We start from the raw sequence: 26382 nt of genomic DNA on the forward strand, positions 1-26382 counted from the left end.
CACATTCATTCCATGAGATTATTTTGAATTATGGGAGGTTTCTATGATAGGAATAGAGAACAAATTAAACCTTTGTAAGATCTTAATTTGTAAATTTGTTCAAAGATAATGATAAAAATGTCAGAAGAATTTGAAATCCGAAATAAAGTTGCAGAAAGCGGTTTAATCAATTTTGATCTTACCGATCTCGTTCCTAAAGGTCCAAGAAAAGGGATAGATCTTAAAGATTTTCTTTTCATGGAAATGATTTTAAAAGAAAAAGATTTCCGCGAAAAAGTAGCAGCGATCAACACTGAAGAATACCAGGGGGCTTATGTTTATATTTACAATTCTGCAGATGCAATCGTTCCGCTTTGGGCTTACTTTTTAATAACAGCACAGCTCACAGGAGTAACTAAAAAAGTAGTTTTCGGAAATCGTGAAGACCTTGAAGTTCTTTTAATGCATAATGCCGTTCAGACGTATGATTTTGAAGAAATGAGAGGTAAAAGAGTCTTGGTAAAAGGCTGTTCTGATAAAGAAATTCCTGAAAATGCTTATATCGAGCTAGTAGAACAACTGCAACCGATTGTAAAGTCATTAATGTTTGGAGAAGCTTGCTCCAATGTCCCGATTTTAAAAAATTAAGCTAAAAATCAATACTTTACAGAAAACATTAAACTTTAACAGTAATTTTTGTTAAAAAAAATTATTCAGGAATATTTTTTGATAACTTTGGTTTGCTTAACAATTAAATAAACACAAAATTATGAGTTTAATCGACCTACTTACAGGAAATACCGGAAATCAGGTTGCTGAAAAGGCTGAAAATAAATTTGGGATCAGCAGAAATCAAATCCTGGCATTATTAGCTGTTGCCGCTCCGCTCATTATTTCTTATCTCAGAAATAAATCTCAGGACACTAAGGAAGCAGAAGCATTAAATAACGCTTTAGACAAAGACCATGACGGAAGTATTTTAGATGATGTTTCCCAGGCGGAATCAAGGGAAGCTGAAGGAGGTTCTATTATAAATCATATTTTCGGAAATGATAAACAAACTGTAGAAAACCAGTTATCATTAACTTCAGGTATTTCTATCGATAAGATAGGACCTATTCTTGCCATGTTAGCGCCTGTAATTATGGGTTATATTGGCAAAGAAAAACAACAGAACAATGTTGGTGCAGGAGGTTTAGGAGATCTATTGGGAGGAATTCTTGGAAACGCTTCTAATCAGGCTCAGACGCAGCAGTCAAATCCTCTGAATGACATTTTAGGCAGTGTTCTCGGCGATAGTGGATCTCAATCTTCAGGAAATCCGTTGAATGACATTTTAGGAAGTGTTCTTGGAGGTAACAACAGTCAGGAGAAGAAACAAGGCGGAGGCGGATTGGGAGATATCCTTGGAGGATTTTTTGGAAAATAATTTAATTTTGTAATATCAAAAAAGACCAAAGATTATCTCTTTGGTCTTTTTTATTTCTGTGCTAATTACTTTGCTTTTTCTTCTGAAGCTGCGTAAGATTTTGAAGCTTTCTTAGGTCTTCTTTTACCATAACTTCCATTGTTGATTTTTCCTCTTCTGGATTTTTTATCTCCTTTTCCCATAGTAATAAATTTTAGTTGATTTAATACGAATTTAGAAAATCCAGTTTAAAATTAAGGTAATTTAGGTGTTAAAATAATTATAAAAATTGGCTTGGAGTTTGAAGATGGAGGCTGGAGGTTTATCATTACACCGCAAATTTTCTTAGGTTTAAAAACTTCAAGCCTCCATCTTCAAACTTCCAGCCTTTAAACCTTCACTGTTTTCCACTTTCCTTTTCTAAACAAAATAAAGGCAACAATCGTAATAAAAGTTTCTGCTGCCGGAATTGATATAAAAACACCTTTCGGTCCCATTTCAAAATGTTTGGAAAGAAAATAAGCCAACGGAATCTGAAAAAGCCAGAACCCGATAAGATTAACCCAAGTCGGCGTCCATGTATCTCCAGCTCCATTAAACGCATTGATCATCACCATTCCGATCCCGTAGAAAATAAAACCTACACTCATGATGTGTAAAGCATTTTTAGCAAAGCTTTTAATCTCAACCTCCTGTGTAAAAAAACTTACAAGAAAATCTCCTAAAAAGAAAAATATAAGGCTTACCGTAAGCATAAAAATAACATTATACTTCACTGTTTTCATCACAGACTGCTCCGCACGCAACATTTCATTCGCTCCCATATTTTGTCCCACCAATGTGGAAGCGGCATTACTTAATCCCCAGGCCGGAAGCATAAAAAACATCATTAAACGGAGAGCCGTCTGATAACCCGCCGAAGCATTTTCACCACCCGTTGTCGCCACAAGCTGTGCCAAAAAAATCCAACTGCAGGATGCAATGACAAATTGAAAAATTCCCGGAGTGGCAATTTTTACGATTGATTTTATCATTTTAAAATCCGGAGTGAAATATTTCTGCTTAATTCTGATTTGCGAGTCGGCAACCAATAAATAATATAACTGGTATAAAACTCCGATACTTCTTCCAATTGTTGTCGCAAGAGCTGCTCCCGTCAATCCCATTGCAGGAATAGGTCCGAAACCTTTTATTAGCAAAGGGCAAAGAATAATGTTGGCAATATTGGCAATCCACAGACTTTTCATAGCAATGGCGGCATTTCCTGCGCCTCTGAAGATTCCGTTGATTAAAAACAACAGCATAATAATCACACTGCTTCCCATCATAATTCTTGTAAAATCTTTCCCAAAAGCGGCAGCTTCAGGTTTTGAACCCATGAGAATTAAAATTTCCTCAGCATATACCACGCCGATTATACTCAGAATAAAAGTCACTGCAAAAGAAACCAATATCACCTGTGCAGCACTTTTTGAAGCTTTTTCAGGATTTTTTTCACCCACCCTTCTGGCAACCAATGCCGTCGCTGCCATGCTCATTCCTATGGCAATGGAATACATGATAGAAAGTACAGATTCAGTCAGCCCAACAGTTTGTATGGCATAGCCGCTTTCTTTTAAGTGTCCCACAAAATAAAGATCTACCAAAGCAAAGACAGATTCCATTGCCATTTCCAGCATCATGGGAATTGCAAGCAAAAGAACAGCATTTCTTATGCTTACTTTGGTATAATCAACATGCTCTCCACTTAACGCTTTCTTTATAAAATCCAGATATTTCTTCATTTTAAATAAATTTTCTCATCGTTTCAAAAGTACAAATTCAAATCTTATTAAAACTTAGCAGGTTGAATCAAAAATTTACTTTAGTTTTGTATATTCATTAAAAATAGGTCATGAAAAAAACAGTATCTACAATTTTAATCTTTGGTATTTCAATTTTTGCTAATCTGTTATTGGCGCAGGAAATTTCAAAAGAACAAATGCAAGCCTTTCAAACAGATAATGTTGAAGCCTTTAAAAAGAATTTTTCGAAAGATGATTTTAATAAATGTTTTGCGGTAAAAGAAAACTCATTCAGCTTATTAAATTTAAGTGTAAAATATGATCGAAAAAACATTTTCAACTATTTACTGAACAACAATGCAGAAGTTAATAAAATTTGTGGCGGACAAAGTCCATTAATGATCGCCGGAAGATATGGAAAAGCTGATCTGGCTAAAACACTTCTAAAAAAAGGAGCCAGTAAAAATCTGAAAAATGAAAAAGGGGAAACGGCAAAAGACTTTGCGGTAAAATACAAACAAGAAGCCCTAACATCGGTTTTAAAATAAGAAAATATTCAAATACAATTTAAAAACTTCCGAAAGGGAGTTTTTTTGTTTCTAAAACCTTCAAAAATCTTATCTTTGCAAACGAAAATTAAAGGCTTAAAACTTTGGGCCTTCAACATTGAACTTTAAACAAATAATTATGTTTCGATCGCACACAAACGGAGAATTATCTCTAAAAAATCTTAATGAAGAAGTTACACTGTCAGGATGGGTACAAACTATCCGTGATAAAGGATTTATGATTTGGATAGATCTTCGAGATCGTTACGGAATTACTCAGTTGGTTTTCGATCAGGACCGTTCTACAGCGGAATTGATGGAAAATGCAAAAAAACTGGGACGTGAATTTGTAATTCAGGTTACGGGACGTGTCATTGAAAGAGTAAGCAAAAACCCTAATATTCCGACTGGAGAAATTGAAATTTTAGTTGAAAAATTAGAAGTTCTTAATGAATCTCAGCTTCCGCCTTTCACCATTGAAGATGAAACGGATGGTGGTGAAGAATTAAGAATGAAATACCGTTATCTGGATATCAGAAGAGCTCCGGTGAGAGATAAACTGATCTTCCGTCACAAAATGGCGCAAAAGGTTAGAAATTATCTTTCAGACGAAGGATTTATCGAGGTTGAAACTCCGGTTTTAATTAAATCTACTCCGGAAGGAGCGAGAGACTTCGTGGTACCAAGCAGAATGAATCCGGGACAGTTTTATGCATTGCCACAGTCTCCACAGACCTTTAAGCAGTTGCTGATGGTAGGCGGAATGGATAAATATTTCCAGATTGTGAAATGTTTCCGTGATGAGGATTTAAGAGCAGACAGACAGCCTGAATTTACACAAATCGACTGTGAAATGGCTTTCGTAGAGCAGGAAGACGTCATGAATGTTTTTGAAGGAATGACGAAAACTTTGATTAAAGATATTACAGGTCAGGAATTCGGAGCATTTCCAAGAATGACTTTCGCAGATGCGATGCAGAAATACGGAAACGACAAACCGGATATCCGTTTCGGAATGGAATTCGTGGAATTGAACGAATTGGTAAAAGGAAAAGATTTCAAAATATTTGATGAGGCTGAATTGGTTGTCGGAATCAATGTTGAAGGATGTGCAGATTATACAAGAAAGCAGATCGATGAGCTTGTTGACTGGGTAAAAAGACCACAGATCGGAGCTTCAGGAATGGTTTGGGCAAAATTCCAGAATGATGGTGTAAAAACTTCTTCTGTAAATAAATTCTACAACGAAGAAGATTTAGCAAAAATTATCGAGAAATTCGGAGCGAAAGAAGGCGATTTAATGCTAATTCTTTCCGGAAACGAACACAAAGTAAGAACTCAACTTTCTGCGCTGAGAATGGAGCTTGGAAACCGTTTGGGATTAAGAAAAGGAGATGTATTTGCTCCGCTTTGGGTAGTTGACTTCCCATTATTGGAATTTGACGAAGAAAGCGGACGTTACCATGCAATGCACCACCCTTTCACCTCTCCAAAACCGGAAGATATCCACTTATTGGAAACTGATCCCGGAAAAGCAAGAGCTAACGCTTACGATATGGTATTGAACGGAAACGAAATCGGTGGAGGTTCTATCAGAATCTTCGATAAAGAATTACAGTCAAGAATGTTTGATCTTTTAGGATTCTCAAAAGAAGAGGCTGAAGCGCAGTTCGGATTCTTAATGAACGCTTTCAAATACGGAGCACCGCCTCATGGAGGTTTAGCATTCGGATTTGACCGTTTGGTAGCTATTTTGGACGGCAATGAGGTGATCAGAGATTATATCGCATTCCCTAAGAATAATTCAGGACGTGATGTGATGATCGATGCGCCTGCAGCTATTGCTGATGAGCAGCTCGATGAATTGGAATTACAATTGAATTTAAAAGCATAAATTAGAAGCGGAGATTTTTTCTCCGCTTTTTTATGATGAGTACACTTATCTCGATACTTTCTGCCTTTGGATATATTTCTGCCGTAATCGGAGCTATATTTTTGTTAATAGCTTTCGCAAAGAAAATGCTTTACTATCCTCCTATCGTAAAAGAAAAAGTTTCAGATAAACTCTCAAAGAACTTTTATGTTGCAGGAGCTTTAATTACAATTAGTCTTACTTGCTTTTCAGGCGGAAAACAACTTATAAAATCCGATTTCAAAAACAGTTTACAGAACAATAAAATTATTTCTGCTGAAGTTAATGGTATATTTTTCAGTCAGGATGATTTGAAAGGTATTTTCAATAACTTTCAAGACACAGAAGGTCGTTACAGATGTGACCATTTTACGGGAGTTATTAATTTTGAACATAATGAAAGTATTCCTGTTGAAATAATCAGGCACTGTTATGAAAAAAACAGATATATCATTATTTCCAAAAAATATGATATGGATACCGACATTGGTGATATAAGAACATCTAAATTTGATTATCTTCAAAAAGATACAATAAAATGAGTAAATCAGAAGATAGGGAAAATTTTCCAATCCTGAAAAGTGAAAAATGGAAAACCTGGCAAATCCCAATAGGCATCCTTTGGTATACCGGACTGTTTATACTTTTTTATGGAATTGGTTATTCAAAAGACAAAGACAGCCTTGATTTTAAGGGTGGTTATTTTGTGATTGGAATTCTGATTGTCGCTCCCATTTATCTTTATATTCGATCGGTTATTGAAAGCGAAAAAGGATTTCCTCTCGAAAATTTCAATAAAAATATTGTTGTTCAGGATATAAAACGGTATAAGATCTTTGAGAATATAGATCTGACTGATGCCATGATAGAAAATTATGTTTTTGGTGTAGGCAAAAATCAAAATGATTATGCTAATATTTTTTATCATAAAAGTGATATTGAATTTGTAAAAACTAAAATCACTATTAAATATTATGATAAATCTTTACCCGCACTCACAGCATTTACAAATATTGATCAATTTAAAGTAAAGGAAATTTTTCAACAGCAAAACTCTACAAAAGTGTATTTTGATAAATATATTGCTACAAATTATTATCTTGATCTGGAGTTTTTGATTGATTTTGAGCTGAATGATAAATCTGAAATAATTTAATCTTACAAATCAAAATACTAGATAAATAAGGCTGTTGAATATACTGATAGGCATTACAAAAATACCCATCAGTATTATAAAACTTTTATTATTCTACATAACAGTCATATTTTGTCCATACTCCCTGAAAATCTCCACAATTTCTAGGTGATACATTCCAGGCTCCGGAATTATAGAACGGCTGAACCATACCAAATGATGTCGCAACTGATGAAACAATTAAATTAGAGATAGGAATTCCTGAAGTCCCAAATCCTATAACAGACGTTGTAAATCCGTGAACTTTAATAGAATTATAGTTTAAAGAAGATAACTCAGACCCTGTTCCTTCTACTCGAATACCTGTCGGATATCCTGTAATGACAGCATCATTTAAAATCAATTTTCCATTCCTTCTGATATGAATCCCATTCTCATAGACAGATCCCCAAGTAGAAGTTATATTGGTACCAGATCCTATTATGGTTAAGTTATTAATAGTCGGTTTAGTGATCAGTGAAGTCACAGTTCCTCCTGCATTATTATCAATCTCGATACCGTTAGTATCTGAAACAAAGCCGTTGTTCATACTGTGATCAGAATTATGATCCGCCAGTGCCAGTGCACAATTGATAGTTCCTGTATATCCACGGTCGAAATCAAAATTATCATCAGTAGGAGCGAAAGAAATCAAATTGGATGCATTGACAGTTCCTCCAAAAAACTCAAATGAATCGTCTAAAGCATAAGAAACCTGAATATGATTCAACGTAGTTCCAAATCCTACACCTCCTAAAGTAAGTCCATTGATTTCATTTCCTGAATTCCCGCCTACAAGATCATATCCTGCATGTTCAATCCGTACATATTTCAGAGTTCCAGCGTTGTGTCCAGGATTGTTGCCTCCAAAATAATAATCAGGACCGGATAATCCTTCTATTGGCATCCCTGCATCTTGATTAACAGGAGCATCGCCCAATATCACCACACCGCCAAAATCTCCTGAAGTAGCCCAGGTATCTTCATTGCCGTCCAACAAAGCATAGCTGGTAAAAATAATAGGTTGATTTTCCGTACCTGCTGCATTGATTCTACCTGTCTTTGCAATAACCAATACGCCTTTCGGGTCATTATTAAAATTAGGCTTCCCTTTGATAAAAGTTCCCGGCAGGATAGTTAATGTAGCTCCGTCCTTCACTGTTACGACCCCATCAAGCTCAATAACACCACTCCATGTTGTATTCGATGTAATCTGGCCACTTACAGTCGTTACAAGGGACATAGAAGCCGTTAAATACTCTCCACAATGAGATTCTCTTTTAGACAATTCAGACGATGAAGGTGAATCTGCTACCCAATCATTCTGATGACAAGATGAAAACAATAAAGTTGTAAAGGCAATTAAAATTAATTTTTTCATGGTTTTTAGATTTTTAATTTTTACAGATATCTGATATGCATACCTGTTTAATTATAAAACCGTTAAATGAAAAAAATTCCCTAAAAATCTTTTAACATTATCTTAATACTAAAAATAAATTATACCTGTTTTCTCACGAATACTCATCTAAACTTATTTTTAGTAATATACATTTAATATTCAGTAAGTTAAAATTCATATAAAAATAATGGACTTCCTTTTTATCCACATAAAAACATTTTATTTCAAAATTTATCAACAATCATAAGGTAAGGACATAAAAAAAGCGGAGAAAAATCTCCGCTTCCTATATTTAAATTTATTCTACAAATAATTATTCTGTACCAACCAAGCGGTAATTCTTTTCAGCGTAAGCAAATTGGGATCTATGCTGGAAGAAACAGAACCTATTTTATCTTTCTGCGGAATCTGAACTACTTTTCGGACACTGTCACGGGCTGTAAATAATTCAAAATTCTGCGCATTATTTCCTCCTGCAAAACTTACTTTAGCAACCATGACACCATCCGGAACGAAAAATTCATACGTATCCTGACCACCCATACTTCCTGTATAGTTAAAGAAACCTATCGTTTCCCCCTGTTCAATAGATCTGTCCTGCTTCAATTCAACCGGCCAGTTTTTATTACGGGCAACCAATGTATAATTAACAGCCGTTCTTGGAGATACTCCTTTTGAAGCAATCAATTCCGTTACTTTATTCGCGTTCAAGGTATTTCCATCAATAATTCCTCCTTTACCAATTAAATTAACGAATCCTTTTTCCATCCCTAATGTGGATAACTTAAAAATTCCAACCTGATTTGTCGGTAAGAAAGTAAAACGGTAATACATGGTCGTATTATCATTTCTGTCTCCTTCGAATTCGGTGCTCAAAACAGCGATGATCAGTTTTTCTCCTTCCATCGAATAAAGATTGAAATTTTTGGTAAGACCTAAATTTTGTTTCTGAACTTCAACTTTCCCTATTTTATTACCATCTACCGCGATGATATTATTTTTGTAATCTACCTTCTGTGCAGATAAAAAGATGTTTATTCCAAGTATAAACAAAAAAGTAAAAACTGTCTTCATTGAGTTATATTTATTTTGGCACAAATTACAAATAATAAGTTTATCCGGCTATGACTTTGTTTGATATATTTTCATCATTTTTCGGTGTTTATTTTTAATATTAATCATAAATACCACATTTAATAAATATTTTTCAATCGGCACAATGATTGCAAGTTCTTATCAAAACGTAAGACAATGAAAGCAATTTGGAACGGTGCCATTGGCTTTGGTTTAGTCAATATTCCCGTAAAAATTTATTCCGCCACAGAAACCAGCAAATTGGATTTGGATATGCTCGACAAATCCGATTTTTCGAATATTAAATTCAAAAGGGTCAACGAAAAAACTGGTAAAGAAGTCAAATGGGAAAATATCGTTAAGGGCTATCTCATGGATGATAAATACATCGTTCTCGATGAAGAAGATTACGAAGCTGCAAGTCCCGAAAAATCAAAAATATTGTCTATCGAACATTTTGTAAAGGAAATAGAAGTTGACAGTGTTTATTTTGAAAATCCTTATTTTTTGGAGCCTCAGAAAAATGGTGAAAATGCATACAGACTTTTACTAAAAGCGTTGTCAGACACCAAAATGGTGGGTGTGGGCACGTTTGTTCTTCGGGAAAGTGAAGCAATTGGGATGATAAGGCCTTATCATGATGAGATTTTAGTTTTAAACAGATTACGATTTGCTCAGGAAATAAGAGATTATAAAGATTTAAAAATTCCTGCAAAAAAATCCCCGAAACCTGCAGAGCTGAAAATGGCAAAGAATCTCATTCAGCAATTGTCTGAGAAATTCGATCCTGATATTTACAAAAATACCTATTCTGAAGAATTGCTTAAGATTATAAAGAAAAAAGCAAAAGGTAAAACAATAAAACTTAAAAAATCAGAACCTGCAAAACAGGGTAAAGTGATCGATCTGATGGCTCAATTAAAAGCCAGTTTACAAAGTCCAAAATCCAAAAATGCATCATAATGGCTCTCAAAGATTATAACGAAAAGCGCCGGTTTGATGAAACCAGTGAACCAAAAGGAAAAACAAGAAAGAGTAAAGACAAACTTATTTTTGTCATCCAAAGACATGCTGCATCGCGGCTTCATTATGATTTCAGATTAGAGATGGAGGGTGTTTTGAAAAGCTGGGCTGTACCGAAAGGACCTTCATTAAATCCAAATGACAAACGTCTGGCCATGATGGTAGAGGACCACCCATATGATTATAAGGATTTCGAAGGAAATATCCCCGAAGGAAATTACGGAGCGGGACAAGTTGAAATTTGGGATAGCGGAACCTATGAGCCTTTGGATGAAACCAGTAAATTATCCGATGAAAAAGAATTGCTGAAAGAACTAAAAGCCGGTTCCTTAAAATTTATTCTACATGGTAAAAAGCTGAAAGGTGAATTCGCATTGGTTAAAATGAAGAATGCTGAAAATAATGCCTGGCTTCTCATTAAACATAAAGACACATTCGCTGAAGAAAAATATGATGCAGAAGAAAATACAGCCAAAAATTCTTTGGTTACCCAATTTTTAGAGGAAAAAAAAAGCCTAAAAAGCAGCAAAAAGAAGTCATAGTTTCAGAAATTAAATCGAAATTTCAACGGTTTAATTCTTTAGGTGACGAAAAAAAGCTGAGAGATTTTATTAGACCGATGCTTGCAAAGCCCTATGAAAAAGCATTCGATGATGAAGAATGGATCTTTGAGATAAAATGGGACGGTTACCGAGCTGTTGCCGATCTCAGCAAAAAACAACCTCTCTTCTATTCCCGAAACGGAATTTCTTTTTTATCAAAATTTGAAAAAATTTCACAGGATTTCAAAAACCAAAAACATAAAATGATTCTCGATGGAGAAATTGTTGCCTATGATGAAAATGGAAAGCCTAATTTTCAATTGTTACAGCAGATTGGTGACAATCCCGATTTGGCTTTAACTTATCAGGTTTTTGACTTATTATGGCTCAATGGGCATTCTACAGAAGAATTGCCATTAATTCAACGGAAAGAACTTTTAAAAGAGGCCTTAACAGAAACTGAAGTTATCAAATATTGCGATCATATTCAGGCAAAAGGGACCGAGTTTTTTAATCAAATGCAAAAAATGAAACTGGAAGGAATGATTGCTAAAAAAGCAGACAGTCTTTATATTGAAAACCACAGAACTTCAGATTGGCTGAAAATAAAATTCACCAACACGGAAGAAGCTGTTATTTGTGGATTCACAGAACCCAGAGGTTCAAGAGAAGGCTTTGGTGCATTGATTTTGGGAAAGTACAGTAATGGAAAACTGATTTATGCAGGTCATACAGGAACCGGATTTAATAAAGAATCAATCGATCAGCTTCATGAAAGATTGAAAAAATTAGTTGTAAAAAATTCACCTTTTGAAACTGTTCCTAAAACCAATACGCCCGTAACATGGACAAAGCCTGAACTCGTCTGCGAAATCAAATATTCTGAAATTACAAAAGACGGAATTTTCAGACATCCTGTTTTTATGGCAATTCGCGAAGATAAAGATCCTGAAGATATTAATGAAAAACCTAGAGAAATGAAAGCTAAAACACCTCTGAAAAACACAAAATCTGCTGAAAAGGAAAAGGAAGTTACGCTGAATAAACATAAAGTAAAACTAACGAATCAGGATAAAATTTATTTTCCAAAAGATGGTATTACGAAAGGTGATGTTATAGAATATTATCAATCTGTAGCAAGTTATATTTTACCTCATCTGAAAAACCGTCCTTTATCATTAAACCGTTTTCCTAACGGAATTGAAGAACAGGGTTTTTATCAGAAAGATGCGGGAGACAGCATTCCTGATTGGATAAAAACGACGCAGGTTTATTCGGAGTCTAATGACAAATACATCGACTATATTTACTGCAATGATAAAGCAACGCTGGCCTACCTGAATAATTTAGGCTGTATTGATTTTAATCCATGGAATTCTTCCCTTCCTGATTTGGAGCATCCCGATTATCTGGTACTGGATCTTGATCCTTCAAAAAAAAATACTTTTGATGAGGTGATTGAAACCGCTTTACAGGTAAATGAAGTATTAAAATCTATAAAAATCAAAGGCTGCTGTAAAACTTCAGGAAGTACCGGAATTCATATATACATCCCAATGGGTGGACAGTATGAATTTGAGCAGGTGAAAGATTTTGCCCATATTTTAATGAAGCAGGTCAATGAAAACTTACCCAAAATAACAACACTGGAAAGAAGCTTGCAAAAACGAAATGATAAAAAAATCTACCTCGATTATCTTCAAAACCGAACCGGACAAACATTGGCAAGTGCTTACAGTTTGCGTCCCAAAGAAGGTGTTTCTGTCTCAATGCCTTTGGAATGGGATGAGTTGAAGTCTGGTGTGAAGCCCACAGATTTTAATATTTATAATGCACTGAAAAGAATTAAAGAAAAAGGAGACCTGTTTAAACCTGTTTTGGGAAAGGGAATTGATATGATGAAGACATTGGAATTATTGGAAAACAACAAATAAAAAAGCGAGAAGAATCCCGCTTTTCTATTATTTATTTCTTTATAATTTTAGTTGTTATATCATCAACTTTCAAGAAGTAAACCCCTTTTTGTAAGTTCTTAACATCTATTTTATTATTTTTAATTTCCGTTGTCAATATTATTCGTCCACTTAAATCAAGTACTTCTGCTTTTAAAAATTTATTATTTCCTGAAGTATTTATATTAATAAAGTCCTCTACCGGATTGGGATGAATCTTGAACGCTTCTTTATTGATATTATTAACAGCCAAAACATTATTATTATTTAAAATTTTAGTAATAATACCTTTATTCGGACTTTGATGATGTCCAAAAGTTATTATTTTATTATCATTTGTAACGAGTGCAGACCTTATATACTCAGAGTAGTTCAATTCAATATCGACCACTCCATTATTTCCAAAATTTTGATCCACAGTCCCGTTTGGTTTAAATTTTTTCACAAAATGATTATAATTTACCGGAGAAGCAGTCGGACTTACATTACAAGCTAAAAAGACATCATTATTTCCATCTAATAATAATTGAGGATAGAGAATATTACTATCAATTACATAATTATTATTGTTATTATAATAAGGCTCATTGACAATACCATTAGTTCCAAAACCACTATCTAATTCCCCATTTTGGTCAAGCTTCATTAGAGTAATAAGTGTCGGATTTGTTGCACTAGATGAAAAACCATATAAATAGACCATATTATTTCTTGCCACTGAAGTAATAAAATAAGTTCCATATCCCGATAAAGGTGTGTATGGAATGGATGAGTTGTTATATGTATTATCTAATACTCCATTTTCAGAATACCTTTTCTTTATAAAAGTAACATATTGCTTCTGGCCCACTATGACTAATTTGTTATCATTTTGAAGCAGCACATCTCCATTAGTACCTTCTTCCAGAATAACTCCATTATTACCAAAAGATGTATCAAATGTACCATTCTCATTTAAACGGATAACTCCAATTCTATCCTCTTGATTTTCTAAAGCAGAAAAACAAATTAAAAGTTTGTTAGAGCTACTTAATACAATATTTTTTACATTAAATGCAGATATATTTCTGGTACTAAAAAATTGGTTAAGGACACTTTTATCAATACTCCCATTACTCCCAAATGCTGTATCATAAATTCCATTTTCGTTTAAACGTATTATTTTATTAAATAACAAATCACAGAGTATGATCTTCTGATCTGATTGAATACACATTTTAGTAAATTGTGAATAGGGATGCATATTGTTTGGCGGCATCACTAATGTACTGAAAGTATTATCTATTGAACCATCGCCATTTAATCTCTGTACAACATTTGTTCTATAATTAGAAGGAGTATTTGGACTCGTATAACTACCACTTACAATTATCTTTTGCTGAGAGGTTAAAGCACCTGCATCATATACAAATCCGTATGTATTGTTTGGAGTGTAGGTAACAACTCCATTTGTTCCAAAAGTTGGGTCTAAAAATTGATTTTGCGCAGCTACTAATACTGTGGCACACGTCATTAAGCAAAGTAAAAATCTTTTCATCATATTATATTTTTTATTTATTGCAAATATAGTTCTAAAAATTTTCTAGGGAAGTTTGGCTACTAAGTTTTCCGGCAACACTTTCAAAATCAGATAAATGATTTTCCACTTAAAATTCGGAACAATCGTAAAAGAATTTCCTGCATTGACAATATGTCTGGCAACATAAGCCGGCTCCATAATTAATGACTTATTCAGCTGTAATCCTTCATTAATTTTTGTTCTTATATAGCCGATTACCAAAGCATTAACTTTAATATTTCTTGAAACCAATTCCTGTCTTAATCCGGCTAAATACGTTGTAAAAGCAGCTTTTGTACTTCCGTAAACAAAATTGCTTTTTCGTCCGCGGACTCCAGAAAGCGAAGATAATCCGATAATTCTTTCTAAATTTTTATTGTTTACATCTGTCGCAATAATATTTAAAATGGAGACAGCTCCCATATAGTTTACCAACATCATTTGCTGAGTTCCTTTAAAATCACTCAAAGCTTTTTCATTATCCACTAAAAAACCAGCAGCGTAAACAACAATATGAGGCTTTACAGGAAGATCATTGTAAAATTTCTGATGAGAATCAAAATCAACCGAATCAAAAGATAAAACCGTAACTTTTGAATTCAAATTATTTTCCTGAACAAAATGATCTAATGATTTTGTATTTCTAGAAGCCGCAATTACAGAAAATCCATTTTGAATATATTGTTTGATACATTGTTTGGCAACATCGGAATTGGCACCCAGAAGGAGAACGGTTTTAGTTGTGTTTTGATTCATAAAAGCAAAGATATTTTATTTTAATTTTTAAACACAGATTTCACAAATATTTTCACTAATTGACACTGATAATATTTATAAAGGTTTCGACTCCTCTCAACCTGGAAAATACTAATACGATCCGCCATTTTTATTCACTATACGGTTTGAGCGAAGTCGAAGCCTCCAATCCCCGATAATAGTATATTTTTACTTGAGAATGACATAAAAAAGTTCGGCGCGGTGAGCTTTGCTCACCGCGCCGAAACGTAATATTTTAAAACTAAAAAATTATTTCTTTTCAGTTTCGATTTCTTTTTTGTCTTCTGTTTTTTCGGCAGCTTTTGCTTTATCTCCAAAACGAGCTTCTGTAAACTCTCTTGAAATAGCCGCTTTCTCGAATTTCAACTTTCCGGATAATGTTTCAATAACAAAACCATCATCCTGAATCTGAGCAATTCTCCCGTGAAGACCTGAAGTAAGAACAACTCTGGTTCCGACTTTTAAAGTCTCCTGAAAGTTTTTTTCCTGCTTCTGCTTTTTCATCTGAGGTCTTATCATTAAAAAATAAAAACCTACAAACATCACCCCCATCATGATAAGCATCATAGGAGACGACGATCCCCCTCCTGGAGCTGCCTGTAAAAATATTGATAGCATATTCATAAATTATGGTTGAATATTCGCAGTGAATGTTAATTTAACAGGAGCTTTATCTACATTAGCAAAAACATCTGCATACTTGCTTACGTTTCCGTCAAAGTTTGAAGAGTCAAAATGTAATGTAATTTTTCCTTTCTTACCTGGTAAAATAGGGTCTTTTGTAAAATCAGGAGCAGTACATCCGCATCCAGGTTTTACTTCAGAAATTACTAAAGGATTAGTCCCTGTATTGGTAACTTCATATACGTGTTCTACTTTGTCTCCTTTTTTGATATTTCCAAAATCGAAATTGCTTTCTGATAATGCAATAGATGTTGTCGGCTGGTTTGAAACCGGAGCAGCACTTGCTTCAGTAGTCGCTGACGCAGCTGATGAATCAGTAGGAGCTAAATTTGTTGCAGCAGCTGTAGAATCTGTAATATTAGCAACTTCTGCACCTGCAGCTTCTTTATTTTCTTTTTTACAAGAAACTAAACCAAGGCCTATGATAGACAAAGCGATAATTGATAACGTCTTTTTCATGTTAAATTCTATTTTGATCTTTACAATATTTATCCAAAATTCCATTAATGAAGATATTAGATCTATCCGTAGCAAATACTTTTGCAACCTCAATATATTCATTAATCACAACTCTTGAAGGGGTGAAAGGAAAATTATCAAGCTCCGTAATAGAAGTAGATAAAATGACTTTATCCATTAACGAAACTCTTTCCAAATCCCAGTTTTCCAATCTTTCTGAAAGTTTTTTCTCATTAGCTTCCCAATTATTCAAAGTATCTCTCAACAATTTGGCTGCAAATGTTTTATCCTCTTCATCTTTAATCATTTTGATTAAAGTTCTGCTTTCTTCATCTTCTTTCAAAAATCCGATAGTCTTTTGTACCATTGAATTGGCAATATGAATATCATCATACCAGGACAATTCCTTATCTTCAAGATATTCATGAAAATCATCATTTTCAGCAATATATCTTAAAAATAGTTTCCCGATAAACTTTTGATCATCTTCAAAAGAATATCCATCTTCTTTCATGAAATCCTGATAGCGCTTTCCTGCAGTAATTCTTTGGAAAGTTTTCACCAATAAATCATCATGCAGATCCCATTTCAATTGCTTGTGCTGACCTGTGAAGAATAATCTTTCAGGATTTTCTTCCAGCTTACGCAAAACCTGGTTGTTGATGAATTTTTGGTTAGGGTTAATATCAGCATCGGTCTTAAGGTATTTGTTTTTCCCTATTTCGATCTGATTTTCTGCTAAATCTTTTAGTGCAACCAAAAAATTAAGCTGATAGATGTATAGATAATAGATTTTTTCTATCCCGGAGAATAGATTTTTCTCTAAAACATCAAACTTTACAGGATTCTGGTAGTAAGAATACACAGTTTGTACTACTTTTTCACGGATTTGTCGTCTTCCTAACATTCAAAGAGCTTTTTTATGGCTGCAAAGATACAAAATTTAAAATTGATGAAATTCTTAGTCTCCTTCTATTTTTGTAATTTTGCAAAACTTTATGAAAGCTTTAAAAACTCTGAACCCTTACTTCTGGAAGCACAAAATATTATTGTTTTGGGGGTTATTATTCATTATCGCCAGCAATTTCTTTAATATTTATAAAGTTCAGTTTGTAGGAAAATCGGTGGACGAACTTACGAAAGGAGGAAACCTCGGATTCAATAAACAGGTATTAATCTATGTGGCCATTATTGTCGGATGTTCCCTTCTGACAGGGTTTTTCACGTTTATGATGAGACAGACGATTATCGTAGCCTCAAGAAGAATTGAATACGAGCTTAAAAATAAAATCTACAGACATTATCAGGATTTATCTTTAACAGATTATAAGCAGACAACTATCGGAGATTTAATGAACAGATTAAGTGAAGATGTTGTGGCCGTAAGAATGTATCTGGGACCAGGTGTCATGTATGTGGTAAACTTAGTTGTTCTTCTTTTAATCACCAGTATTTATATGGTGAAAACAGATGCTTCCATGACGGTCTGGACTTTATTACCGCTACCTATTTTATCATACATCATATTTAAAGTAAGTTCGATTATTAATAAAAAGTCGAAGATCATGCAGAAAAGCCAGTCTGCCATTTCAACTTTTGTACAGGATAGTTTTTCAGGCATACGGGTAGTGAAATTTTTCGCAAAGGAAAAATATATCAAAAAAAATTATGGTATTAAAGTTACCGACTATCAGGACAAAGCTTTAGATTTAGCAAAAACTGAAGCATACTTCTTTACTATTATTTTATTCGTAATCGGATTATTAAACGTTGCTGTCATTTTAATTGGCGGACAAAAATATATTGCCGGAGAATTAAGTGTCGGGAAAATTGCTGATTTTTTCATGTATATCAATATCCTGATCTGGCCGTTTTCTATGGTCGGCTGGGTAACTTCTGTCAACCAAAGAGCCGAAGCTTCCATGCAGAGAATTAATGAGTTTATGGATAAGCAGTCTGAGATCTTCAATAAAAATTTTGAAAAATATCCTATTAAAGGAGATATTGAGTTCAGAAATGTATCTTACGTCTATCCAAATACCGGAATCAAAGCTTTAGATAATTTAAGCTTTACCTTAAAGGCAGGTGAATCTATGGCCATTATGGGGAAAACAGGAAGCGGAAAATCGACTGTAGCCCTGCTTCTTTGCCGGTTAATTGATCCTACCGAAGGTGAAATCTTAATTGATGGTAAGAATCTTAAAGAGCATAATTTGGAAAATTACCGAAATTTCATCGGATATATACCGCAGGAAAGCTATCTGTTCTCAGATTCAATTGAAAATAATATTGGTTTTGCCATTGACAATCCTACTCACGAAAAAGTAGTCGAATATGCTAAAATTGCTGATGTGGATAAAAATATCGTAGAGTTTAAAGAACAGTATAAAACACTCGTTGGTGAACGTGGAGTAATGCTTTCGGGTGGTCAAAAGCAAAGAATCTGTATCGCCAGAGCCTTAATTAAAGACCCAAAAATCATTATTTTCGATGATTCTCTGTCTGCTTTGGACACTGAAACCGAACAGAATATTCTTGAAAATATCGATACAAAAATTCATAATGCGACCTCTATAATTATCACACACAGAGAGTCTAGCGCTCAAAGGGCAGATAAAATTATTAATCTTACCGAAATTACCAATTCTGTAACTGCATAGCTCATTTGTTCACAAATGTTAAATAAATCATAAAAAAAATTTTGTGATTAAAAGAAAACTTTTATATTTGTTCTTAACAAGATTAAAAAATATCTAACAATGAGTGAATACAAGGAACGCCATGAAAATGAAATTTTCACGAAGGTGTTAAAAGCAGGAAGAAGAACTTATTTCTTTGATGTGCGCGAGACGAAAGCAGGAGATTATTATCTTACGATTACCGAAAGTAAAAAGAACTTCGGAGAGAATGGAGAGGCTACATTCGAGAAACACAAAATTTATCTTTACAAAGAGGATTTTAAAAGTTTTCAGGAGATGTTTAATGAATCCACAGATTTCATCATTAACGAAAAGGGTGAGGATGTAATATCAGAAAAACATGACAAGGACTTCAAAAGCAAATCTTTCACAATAGATTCTGACGACGAAGTCTAAGCCAAACAATACTTAAAAACACAAGCATCTGAAAAAGGGTGCTTTTTTTATAGACTAAAAAATAAAGATTCACTTATTATAACAAAACGGTACACTTTCAATAGTGTACCGTTTTTGTTTTTTAGATGGAAGATGGAAGTTTGAGACAGGAAGTGGGTTTAAGTCTTTCGATTAAAAATCAGACACGTCCCACTTCCTTTGATAACCACAATAAACTTCCAGCTTCCTTTCTTCTATCTTCCCGCCTAATATCACACAAATTCTCTCTTAATCTGAGAAAGTATCGTGGGATCCTGTATTTCATTGTCTTTAGCCAATAATAAAACTTTAGACAAAACCTCAGCAGATTTTGGATCATCGTCAGCAAAAGGTAAGAACAATCTTCCTCTATGCTGCGAATGAACAGGCAAAATAGACAGATACTTCCCCGGAACCTGATGAACGACTGCACTTCCCAAATGAACACTGTATTCCGCCATTTGACCTTTCACCAAAACATGAGAACCTTCTATTTTTACATTATCAAGCTTAAACAATCTGGCCGTTTCCTTCATCAGTACAGCGCGCATTTCAATAGATGAATGACTGGCTTCAGGATCTACTCCACCCACATGAGCCACAGAAACAACTAAGTCTATATCACGCATCACCTCCGAAAACAATCTCGGATTAATATCTTCAAAAGGAATATTTTTATAATCTTTCAGCGAATGAAACTCTATGGTTTCAAGCGTCGGGCTTTCCACATCGGCTGGTGAAAACCAATCTGCCAAAGCATATAATTTGACCTGAAAACCTTCTTTATGATATACTTTTTGTAATCCTTCTTCGTAATCGACCTTCCAGCCTCTTGTTTTTAATAGTGCTAATGTCTGCTTCGGCTGAACCTGATGCCCCGCATAACGACGCGAAACAGATTTTTCCTGCAGTTCATCCGGAGTTGGCACATACAGTTCTCTGAAAATCTGTTTAAATGGCTGAACCAATTTTTCCTTAAAGCAATAATGCTGAAAATCACTCCAGACAGAATGCTGATGCAAATCTACACAGTGGGCAATTCTTAGTGTATTATTTTCATGTAATTCATGAATTTCACCCTGAGCATCGACCAAATTTCCATCATGGAAAAATCCTATCTTATCATCGTCTGAAATAAATACCAGTTTCTCCAGATGCTTTACAATAACCGGATGCTCAAAAAGATTTTTGATTTCAGCATATAAAAACTCATCCCCTCTTATCATGGCTTCTTCCAGCCCTTTTCGGGAACGCATCCATTGCTCACGCATGATTTTACGGTTATTTCCCAATTCGATAACAGCTTTATCTTTTTTAATCTTCGGTGGAATAGATTTTAACTGTTTATCATCTCGGAAAACCACCAATTCAGCTTTTCCGTCATCTTCTATGATTAAACCTACCGTTACCCCATCAATTGTAACCTGAGTATCTTTAGACAACAGATTTTGAATTTGCTTCGTTTCCATGGCCCAGGTTAAACGGATCGGGTCCGGATATCCTGCATTTCTGGCCAGGTTTTCCAATGCCACACGAATTGCCAGTGCTTCACTAGCCTGCTTCATTGAGCCAAATTCTTTACTCTCTTTCTTGAATTGCTGAATATATTCGTATCTGCTTAATACGTCTTTTTCAGGATTTGTTTTGCTTAAAGGTACCAATCCGTACACTCGAAGATAATCCTGATCGCGCTTATCTTTTACTTTTGCCGTTACTTCTTTTATTTTCAGGCTGCCCGTTAACGTATCAGAATACAATCTTGCTCTTCGGTGACCATTTCCGTCAGAGATATATTTTGCAGAGTCATACAGCATTTCCCAACGTGTTTTCCCTAGTTCTTTATACGCCTTGGTAAACCAATCTTTATCTACAGCACCATCCTGAAACTCCTGAACATCTACCGAAGAATATTTTGCCACTTCACTTTCAAGACCTGAATTCTGCGCCTGATAAGATCCCGTTTTTGTATGGGCATGCATCCACCAAATTGCCGAATCTAAACCTTTCCAACCTAAATAATTACTGATGAATTTTTGCCATTGTGGAGCATAAACCGCCGCCTGAATTAAACGAAGCTCTGCAATTTTCTCTTTTTTCACCATTTCATTAAATGATTCCTGTGTATCGCTTTCTAACGGATAACAGTTGGATAAAAGATAAGAAAACAGTTTTTGCTTCGTCATACTGTCGCCGCTGTAGCTGTAAATATAATTGGCATACAGATTGGCTTTACCTAATCCTTTTAATATCTGAACAAAACGGTTGGCCCCGTAAATGGACTGAAATTCCTGCACAAAATAGGAAACCGAAGTATTGGCATCACCCCGAATGAGTTCTATATCCAAAAATTTATTCTGAATATCATCAATAATAGGTTTCAGGAAAGGGAAAGTATCCGGATATTTTTGGTTGTTATGATAGAATTTCGTTGTTGTAACTTCTCGGATTGCCCTTTCCGCCGTAAAAATCCCTTCATACAATTCATCTTTAGTAATAATATTAAGCTCATAGGCTTTGCAAAACAGATAAAAACCAGGAACGGTATGCTGAATATTCTCTTCCAGCCCGTTGAACTGCATCCATCGGTATAGATTCCATACTTTTTTAAACTGTTTATCATCGATGTTTTGATGATGAATCCCTTGTAAAAACACATTAAAAAATCCTAACTGCTGCCAACCATTACCATTATTTCCATAATAATATTCAGTTTGTTTTGCCTTATAATTGATGATGTCATCCGGTAGATCAGTAAATAAAGTACTGCAGGCATCAATCAGAAAATCTGTCTTTTCTTCAAATATAAATTTATATTCCAGAGACTGAAGAATGTTTTTAACAGGATTATTCCAGTAATAATCGTTTTTCAGAGGATTAGGAATTATATCTTTATGGTAGAACACATAATTTTCAAGGAAATCCCTGAATTTTTTACGATCGCAGTTATCCACAAATGTTAATAAAAACAAATCTTGAGGCTGCAATCCGGAATCCTTATACCATTGTTCCCAAACTTCATGCAAAGGATAATTGGCAGCTATTTGCTCACCTGTAAAACCATCGGTATTTCTTTTGATCTGGCGAAAACTGTTGCCCATTAATTCCTTGGTTAAAGAACCATTCCAGTCTTCCACTTCATATTCATGATCTTTATGCTGCAGAAAAAGATCATTCAGTTTTTTCAGTTCTTGTTTAATATGAACCTGTGATTGTGTAAAACCGTATTTATCCTTTACCGTTGCTTTTTTATACACTGAATCATCCTCTACTTTTGGTAAACTAAAATCTGATTTAACAGTTATGTCATAAAAACCAAAACCATTTTCAGTGGAAAGAATTTCTTTATCATCGGAAGGATTAAGCTGATCCAACAAGCCTTGCTCTCTTTCTGAAATTTTAGTTTTTTCCGAATATCGCTGTAGCCATTGACCAATCTGAGCCGGAACTCTTTTATCTTTCTGAAGCTGAAGCATGATATCTAATGAAGCGGTTCTTTGCTCCACATCCCCTTTCGTCGTTAATTCATCCACCAACGGTATCACTACTGAATCTTCCTGCTTCATCATCAGTTCAATAAGTTTTTTACGAAGATTTCCGCCTTTTCTTTTAAACAGATCATAGAAAGTCATTACTTCCTCTTTATTCAAAGGATCTTGCTGCAACACATTGATTCCTGAAGCAACTAAAGATTCTCCTCTGTCTTTGATGATTTTAAAAGCAAATTCTTTCTGGAAAGGAGTGACCGCTTTTTGCTTTTTCTCAAAATTGTAGGAGTAAGAATAGCAATAGAAATCACCGAGAAGGTTTCTTGTCAATTGTTCTCTTAAACTTAGTTCAAACTGATCAAAATATGACAGTACTAAATCTAGTTTTTCACTATCCTCACCTACCAGATAGAACATTGAGGCATACAAATCACTCTTCTTAAAGATCGCATTCTGCCATGAAAAAACTTTTCCTTCAAACTTCTTTTCTTTAACCTCTATTTTTTGTGTTAGTTCGTGAAGCTTTTCAAAGAAGTCCGGATAATCCGGATTGTTGATATAAAATTTTGACTTTACGTTGGCGCTTAACAGCGTACTTAGAGCATGACCTGCAAAAGCCAATACTTGTAGATCACCGTCCAGAACTGCTTTATAAAAAAGAGGCATTTGGATATAAGGATCTCTGGTTTCTATAGCAAATTTTACAGCCAGACATTTCTTTTCTATACTTCCTTTATCAAACAAATCATTCAGATAAGGAACGGTCTGTTCTACATCCCAAACACCCTGAACCCAAAGCGCCATGTAGACTTCATTGTTATTTTTGCTTTTTACCGCTTCGGAAATTTGTTCCGGATGATTAAAATACGTGTTCGCCAGCGAAATAATATTTTTCACGACCGATTCTTTTTCTGATTCCCAGCCAAGGCCTGTCCATGTTCCGATAGATCTTACGACAGATGAAAAACGGGTCAGTTTATTCTCTTCAATGACATTGATCATATACTGTAGTGCTTCAGTACCCGATTCATCCAAGGATTCCAGGATTGTCTGCCGCAAACCTTCCTGCCGTTGTGCCGCAAGCAAAAGTTTTTCCACAAGTTCCCAACAATGTTTTTGTTCACTGTTTAATAATGCTTTGATGATATTTCTCGACACTTTTCCTTCCGGGTGTTTATTGAAAATAATATCTTCAATCAGCTGATAAACTTCTTTATTTCCTGTATCAATAGCCGCAGCCCAAATGTAAGCCTGACTGGAATTGACTGATACCTGACCATCATAAATAATCTGCTCTTCCAATGAAAGATCATAAGACTGATAGCCCGAACCATAAGAATAAATACTTGGAAGTTCCAATAAAGTTCTTATGAAATTCACCTGATTCAGCAAAACAAACCTTTCATTATTCGGGGCACGGAATGAACGGCGATCATAGCCTTGCTGATACATTTTGAAAGGCATTTTGTTCCAGGCATATTTTACCAATTCTGCTCTATCACCAAAAAAATAGATCAGCAATTCATAATAATCTTGGTCTTCCCAAATATTAGTTTTAATATATTCTTTTATTTTTTCAGCTTGTGAAGAACCTAATGTAACTTCTTCGTAATAATCATTTTTACCAAGAAGCAGCAATCCAAATTCTGCAACTTCTTTTTTTAACTTGGATTTAGAAAAAAGTTTGGAAAACAATCCTTTTTCCGCCTGCTCTTTCAGATCTTTCTTTAAATTTTTGTGATAATCGACAACTTTTTTCGATTTTAATTTTTCGATGATATCCATTGATATTGTGATTTAGTATGATTTATGATTTTTTGGCTGGAAGATGGGTGCTGGAAGCTAGTGGTCTAGAAGATGCCTGCACAATTTGAATTTACCAATAACTTCCTGCCAGAAATGTAAGTCTGATGAAAGTAAAAGTATGTTGTGAATTTAAGTCTATGATTTGTGTAAGATTTTCGAGTTGCTCGTCATCGTAAAAGACAGTGAACATTCCATCTTTAAAAGCCTGCAAAGCATTTTCCTGTGCTTTTTCCAGATCAGCTCTTTTTTCATTGTAAATACTTCCGAATCCTGCTTTTCCAGTGTCTGTAAGAATATTTAAATAATTTTCCTGTGGAATTTTAGATACATCTTCGTCCTCAAGCTCAAATGATTTTGCATTGAAAGTCTCCACTTGTTGCTGAACGATCTGTTTTAAAAGATTTTCTAACGAAATATTATTTTCATAATGAGCAATATCAAGAATTTGCTCTGAAAGAACAGGGTGCTTCCTGCCCAGTTGCTTTACGCTAACTTTTATTTCCATATTTTGTTGATTGTGATTAAAAATAAGGAAATATTTTTTCTATTCTAATTGATATTTTTCATGTATTTGTAATAATAAACGAATATCCTAGCCCCGATTGCAGTGAAAATCCTTTTTTGAAAAAAAAGATTGCAACGAAAAGCGGGAAATAGCTTCAAAAATAAAATATAAATAATTTTTTAAGTCCACCGATCCCCAAGTTGATGTGTTGAATTGAAATTATGTCTAAAAAAATTCAGAATATTTGAAAATAAAGAAGTAAAATAAAATCTCAGATGAGTATGAAATAAAAAAGTACACTTTTTATAAAGTGTACTTTTATTGGGTGAATGAGGGGTCTCGAACCCCCGACCTTCGGAACCACAATCCGACGCTCTAACCAACTGAGCTACAATCACCGTTTTGTGAGTGCAAATATAGAGAAGATTTTTTAATTACCAAACAATTCCATCAAAATTTTTCAAAGAAATTAGCTTCTCAGACGTAAATCCCTCAGCATAAGTAACTCCCGAAAGTCTCCCTAAATCCTGAGCACGATAAGTAAGGCTTTCATAAAAGTCTTTTGATGTAATCGGAGTTTCCGGCTCCTTCGACGCTGGATCATAAAACTGAGTTTTGAATGCCATACACGCTTCAATTTTTTTATCAAGATGATTTGAGATGTCAATGACAAATTCCGGTTTAATGTCTTTCCACTGGATATAGTGAAAAATATGCTTCGGTCTCCACACTTCCTGATTCTCTCCTTCCAGAACTGTTTCAATTTTTCTCAATCCAGCTAAAAAGCATGCATCCGACACTAATTTCGCTCCTTTTGCGTGATCCGGATGTCTATCATCAATCGCATTAGCTAAGACGATTTCTGGCCTGTATTTGCGAACCATTTTTACGATCCTCATTTGATATTCTTCAGAATTTTCCAGAAAGCCATCTTTCATTCCGAGATTCTCTCTTGCCGCTACACCCAAAATTTTTGCGGAGTCTGCAGCTTCCAGTCTCCTCGTTTCATCTGTACCTCTCGTTCCAAGTTCTCCTCTTGTGAGATCTACGATAGCACAAATTTTCCCTTCCGAAACCAATTTGGCGATTGTTCCTCCACATCCTAATTCTACATCATCCGGATGAGCGCCAAAAGCAAGTATATCTGTTTTCATATTTTCAAATATAATCATAAAAACAAAAACTCCCCAAACATTA

Annotated in this window: 23 protein-coding genes and 1 tRNA gene; 11 read left to right on the forward strand and 13 right to left on the reverse strand. The window is 34.6% G+C overall.

Annotation, left to right across the window (positions count from 1 at the left end; all coding sequences use genetic code 11):
- Positions 1 to 117: 117 nt before the first annotated feature.
- Positions 118 to 627, forward strand: a complete 510-nt coding sequence (locus M2373_RS10070; RefSeq protein ID WP_259110262.1) for a DUF2480 family protein — start codon at positions 118 to 120, stop codon at positions 625 to 627.
- Between the two features lie 121 nt (positions 628 to 748).
- On the forward strand, positions 749 to 1408 hold the full coding sequence (locus M2373_RS10075; RefSeq protein ID WP_259110264.1) for a DUF937 domain-containing protein: 660 nt from the start codon (positions 749 to 751) through the stop codon (positions 1406 to 1408).
- Positions 1409 to 1473: 65 nt separating this feature from the next.
- Here M2373_RS10075 and M2373_RS10080 read toward each other — a convergent pair whose 3' ends face one another.
- Positions 1474 to 1590, reverse strand: a complete 117-nt coding sequence (locus tag M2373_RS10080) for a 30S ribosomal protein THX (protein WP_259110266.1) — start codon at positions 1588 to 1590, stop codon at positions 1474 to 1476.
- 186 nt (positions 1591 to 1776) lie between these two features.
- Complete coding sequence (locus M2373_RS10085) at positions 1777 to 3171, reverse strand: MATE family efflux transporter (protein WP_259110268.1); 1395 nt, start codon at positions 3169 to 3171, stop codon at positions 1777 to 1779.
- Between the two features lie 110 nt (positions 3172 to 3281).
- Between M2373_RS10085 and M2373_RS10090 the strand changes: the two genes are divergently transcribed.
- From M2373_RS10090 to M2373_RS10105, 4 genes are all read left to right on the forward strand, one after another.
- A complete protein-coding gene (locus M2373_RS10090; protein WP_259110270.1) occupies positions 3282 to 3719 on the forward strand; it encodes an ankyrin repeat domain-containing protein in 438 nt (145 codons plus the stop codon).
- Between the two features lie 139 nt (positions 3720 to 3858).
- Positions 3859 to 5613: an aspartate--tRNA ligase gene (gene aspS, locus M2373_RS10095; protein ID WP_259110272.1), complete on the forward strand. Its 1755-nt coding sequence runs from the start codon at positions 3859 to 3861 to the stop codon at positions 5611 to 5613.
- A gap of 32 nt (positions 5614 to 5645) precedes the next feature.
- Positions 5646 to 6173, forward strand: coding sequence for a hypothetical protein (locus M2373_RS10100; RefSeq protein ID WP_259110274.1), 528 nt, complete (start codon positions 5646 to 5648; stop codon positions 6171 to 6173).
- Positions 6170 to 6787, forward strand: coding sequence for a hypothetical protein (locus M2373_RS10105; protein WP_259110276.1), 618 nt, complete (start codon positions 6170 to 6172; stop codon positions 6785 to 6787). Before M2373_RS10100 ends, M2373_RS10105 begins: the two co-directional genes overlap by 4 nt.
- A gap of 88 nt (positions 6788 to 6875) precedes the next feature.
- Here the strand turns inward: M2373_RS10105 and M2373_RS10110 are convergent, their stop codons facing one another.
- Positions 6876 to 8186 carry a hypothetical protein gene (locus M2373_RS10110; RefSeq protein ID WP_259110278.1) on the reverse strand — a complete coding sequence of 437 codons (1311 nt, stop codon included), beginning with the start codon at positions 8184 to 8186 and terminating at the stop codon, positions 6876 to 6878.
- A 324-nt stretch (positions 8187 to 8510) separates the two neighbouring features.
- Positions 8511 to 9281: a hypothetical protein gene (locus M2373_RS10115; RefSeq protein WP_259110280.1), complete on the reverse strand. Its 771-nt coding sequence runs from the start codon at positions 9279 to 9281 to the stop codon at positions 8511 to 8513.
- Positions 9282 to 9458: 177 nt separating this feature from the next.
- On the opposite strand from M2373_RS10115, the gene M2373_RS10120 reads away from it, so the two are divergent.
- The 3 genes from M2373_RS10120 to ligD all read left to right on the forward strand — a co-directional run bounded on the left by M2373_RS10120 (position 9459) and on the right by ligD (position 12780).
- Complete coding sequence (locus tag M2373_RS10120) at positions 9459 to 10244, forward strand: Ku protein (RefSeq protein ID WP_259110282.1); 786 nt, start codon at positions 9459 to 9461, stop codon at positions 10242 to 10244.
- Positions 10244 to 10846, forward strand: coding sequence for a DNA polymerase ligase N-terminal domain-containing protein (locus M2373_RS10125; protein WP_259110284.1), 603 nt, complete (start codon positions 10244 to 10246; stop codon positions 10844 to 10846). The genes M2373_RS10120 and M2373_RS10125 overlap by 1 nt, the downstream gene beginning before the upstream one ends.
- 77 nt (positions 10847 to 10923) lie before the next feature.
- On the forward strand, positions 10924 to 12780 hold the full coding sequence (ligD, locus tag M2373_RS10130; RefSeq protein ID WP_259110287.1) for a DNA ligase D: 1857 nt from the start codon (positions 10924 to 10926) through the stop codon (positions 12778 to 12780).
- 31 nt (positions 12781 to 12811) lie between these two features.
- Here the strand turns inward: ligD and M2373_RS10135 are convergent, their stop codons facing one another.
- The 5 genes from M2373_RS10135 to M2373_RS10155 form a co-directional block, all read right to left on the reverse strand.
- Positions 12812 to 14338: a T9SS type A sorting domain-containing protein gene (locus M2373_RS10135; protein WP_259110291.1), complete on the reverse strand. Its 1527-nt coding sequence runs from the start codon at positions 14336 to 14338 to the stop codon at positions 12812 to 12814.
- A 42-nt stretch (positions 14339 to 14380) separates the two neighbouring features.
- A complete protein-coding gene (locus tag M2373_RS10140; RefSeq protein WP_259110293.1) occupies positions 14381 to 15112 on the reverse strand; it encodes an SDR family NAD(P)-dependent oxidoreductase in 732 nt (243 codons plus the stop codon).
- A 270-nt stretch (positions 15113 to 15382) separates the two neighbouring features.
- Entirely contained in the window at positions 15383 to 15751 is a 369-nt protein-coding gene (gene yajC / locus M2373_RS10145) for a preprotein translocase subunit YajC (protein WP_259110296.1), read from the reverse strand.
- 9 nt (positions 15752 to 15760) lie between these two features.
- Positions 15761 to 16276 (reverse strand): DUF1573 domain-containing protein, encoded by a 516-nt coding sequence (locus M2373_RS10150; RefSeq protein ID WP_259110298.1) that lies wholly within the window; start codon positions 16274 to 16276, stop codon positions 15761 to 15763.
- A gap of 1 nt (position 16277) precedes the next feature.
- A complete protein-coding gene (locus tag M2373_RS10155; RefSeq protein ID WP_259110301.1) occupies positions 16278 to 17183 on the reverse strand; it encodes a transcription antitermination factor NusB in 906 nt (301 codons plus the stop codon).
- A gap of 91 nt (positions 17184 to 17274) precedes the next feature.
- Here M2373_RS10155 and M2373_RS10160 point away from each other — a divergent pair, with 91 nt between their 5' ends.
- Together M2373_RS10160 and M2373_RS10165 are read left to right on the forward strand one after the other, a co-directional pair.
- Positions 17275 to 18936, forward strand: coding sequence for an ABC transporter ATP-binding protein (locus M2373_RS10160; protein WP_259110303.1), 1662 nt, complete (start codon positions 17275 to 17277; stop codon positions 18934 to 18936).
- 99 nt (positions 18937 to 19035) lie between these two features.
- The gene (locus M2373_RS10165) at positions 19036 to 19371 is read left to right on the forward strand and encodes a DUF3276 family protein (protein ID WP_034701927.1); all 336 of its coding nucleotides are present in this window, start codon (positions 19036 to 19038) and stop codon (positions 19369 to 19371) included.
- 251 nt (positions 19372 to 19622) lie between these two features.
- On the opposite strand, the gene M2373_RS10170 is transcribed toward M2373_RS10165, so the two are convergent.
- The 4 genes from M2373_RS10170 to bshB1 all read right to left on the reverse strand — a co-directional run bounded on the left by M2373_RS10170 (position 19623) and on the right by bshB1 (position 26339).
- Positions 19623 to 24659 carry a DUF4132 domain-containing protein gene (locus M2373_RS10170; protein ID WP_259110305.1) on the reverse strand — a complete coding sequence of 1679 codons (5037 nt, stop codon included), beginning with the start codon at positions 24657 to 24659 and terminating at the stop codon, positions 19623 to 19625.
- Positions 24660 to 24750: 91 nt separating this feature from the next.
- Positions 24751 to 25185 (reverse strand): hypothetical protein, encoded by a 435-nt coding sequence (locus M2373_RS10175; RefSeq protein WP_259110306.1) that lies wholly within the window; start codon positions 25183 to 25185, stop codon positions 24751 to 24753.
- Positions 25186 to 25508: 323 nt separating this feature from the next.
- Positions 25509 to 25584, reverse strand: a tRNA-His gene (locus tag M2373_RS10180).
- A 35-nt stretch (positions 25585 to 25619) separates the two neighbouring features.
- On the reverse strand, positions 25620 to 26339 hold the full coding sequence (bshB1, locus tag M2373_RS10185) for a bacillithiol biosynthesis deacetylase BshB1 (RefSeq protein ID WP_259110309.1): 720 nt from the start codon (positions 26337 to 26339) through the stop codon (positions 25620 to 25622).
- Positions 26340 to 26382: the final 43 nt, after the last annotated feature.

Origin of the sequence: Chryseobacterium sp. JUb7 (assembly GCF_024806495.1) — a bacterium.
GTDB lineage: Bacteria > Bacteroidota > Bacteroidia > Flavobacteriales > Weeksellaceae > Chryseobacterium.

Coding starts and splice junctions, on each gene's coding strand:
- M2373_RS10135 (WP_259110291.1), bottom strand. CDS start 14,338: ATGATGAAAAGATTTTTACTTTGCTTAATGACGTGTGCCACAGTATTA.
- yajC (WP_259110296.1), bottom strand. CDS start 15,751: ATGCTATCAATATTTTTACAGGCAGCTCCAGGAGGGGGATCGTCGTCT.
- M2373_RS10150 (WP_259110298.1), bottom strand. CDS start 16,276: ATGAAAAAGACGTTATCAATTATCGCTTTGTCTATCATAGGCCTTGGT.
- M2373_RS10085 (WP_259110268.1), bottom strand. CDS start 3,171: ATGAAGAAATATCTGGATTTTATAAAGAAAGCGTTAAGTGGAGAGCAT.
- M2373_RS10170 (WP_259110305.1), bottom strand. CDS start 24,659: ATGGATATCATCGAAAAATTAAAATCGAAAAAAGTTGTCGATTATCAC.
- M2373_RS10120 (WP_259110282.1), top strand. CDS start 9,459: ATGAAAGCAATTTGGAACGGTGCCATTGGCTTTGGTTTAGTCAATATT.
- M2373_RS10075 (WP_259110264.1), top strand. CDS start 749: ATGAGTTTAATCGACCTACTTACAGGAAATACCGGAAATCAGGTTGCT.
- M2373_RS10100 (WP_259110274.1), top strand. CDS start 5,646: ATGATGAGTACACTTATCTCGATACTTTCTGCCTTTGGATATATTTCT.
- M2373_RS10175 (WP_259110306.1), bottom strand. CDS start 25,185: ATGGAAATAAAAGTTAGCGTAAAGCAACTGGGCAGGAAGCACCCTGTT.
- M2373_RS10140 (WP_259110293.1), bottom strand. CDS start 15,112: ATGAATCAAAACACAACTAAAACCGTTCTCCTTCTGGGTGCCAATTCC.
- M2373_RS10155 (WP_259110301.1), bottom strand. CDS start 17,183: ATGTTAGGAAGACGACAAATCCGTGAAAAAGTAGTACAAACTGTGTAT.
- M2373_RS10160 (WP_259110303.1), top strand. CDS start 17,275: ATGAAAGCTTTAAAAACTCTGAACCCTTACTTCTGGAAGCACAAAATA.
- M2373_RS10125 (WP_259110284.1), top strand. CDS start 10,244: ATGGCTCTCAAAGATTATAACGAAAAGCGCCGGTTTGATGAAACCAGT.
- M2373_RS10105 (WP_259110276.1), top strand. CDS start 6,170: ATGAGTAAATCAGAAGATAGGGAAAATTTTCCAATCCTGAAAAGTGAA.
- aspS (WP_259110272.1), top strand. CDS start 3,859: ATGTTTCGATCGCACACAAACGGAGAATTATCTCTAAAAAATCTTAAT.
- M2373_RS10110 (WP_259110278.1), bottom strand. CDS start 8,186: ATGAAAAAATTAATTTTAATTGCCTTTACAACTTTATTGTTTTCATCT.
- M2373_RS10070 (WP_259110262.1), top strand. CDS start 118: ATGTCAGAAGAATTTGAAATCCGAAATAAAGTTGCAGAAAGCGGTTTA.
- bshB1 (WP_259110309.1), bottom strand. CDS start 26,339: ATGAAAACAGATATACTTGCTTTTGGCGCTCATCCGGATGATGTAGAA.
- ligD (WP_259110287.1), top strand. CDS start 10,924: ATGCTTGCAAAGCCCTATGAAAAAGCATTCGATGATGAAGAATGGATC.
- M2373_RS10165 (WP_034701927.1), top strand. CDS start 19,036: ATGAGTGAATACAAGGAACGCCATGAAAATGAAATTTTCACGAAGGTG.
- M2373_RS10115 (WP_259110280.1), bottom strand. CDS start 9,281: ATGAAGACAGTTTTTACTTTTTTGTTTATACTTGGAATAAACATCTTT.
- M2373_RS10090 (WP_259110270.1), top strand. CDS start 3,282: ATGAAAAAAACAGTATCTACAATTTTAATCTTTGGTATTTCAATTTTT.
- M2373_RS10080 (WP_259110266.1), bottom strand. CDS start 1,590: ATGGGAAAAGGAGATAAAAAATCCAGAAGAGGAAAAATCAACAATGGA.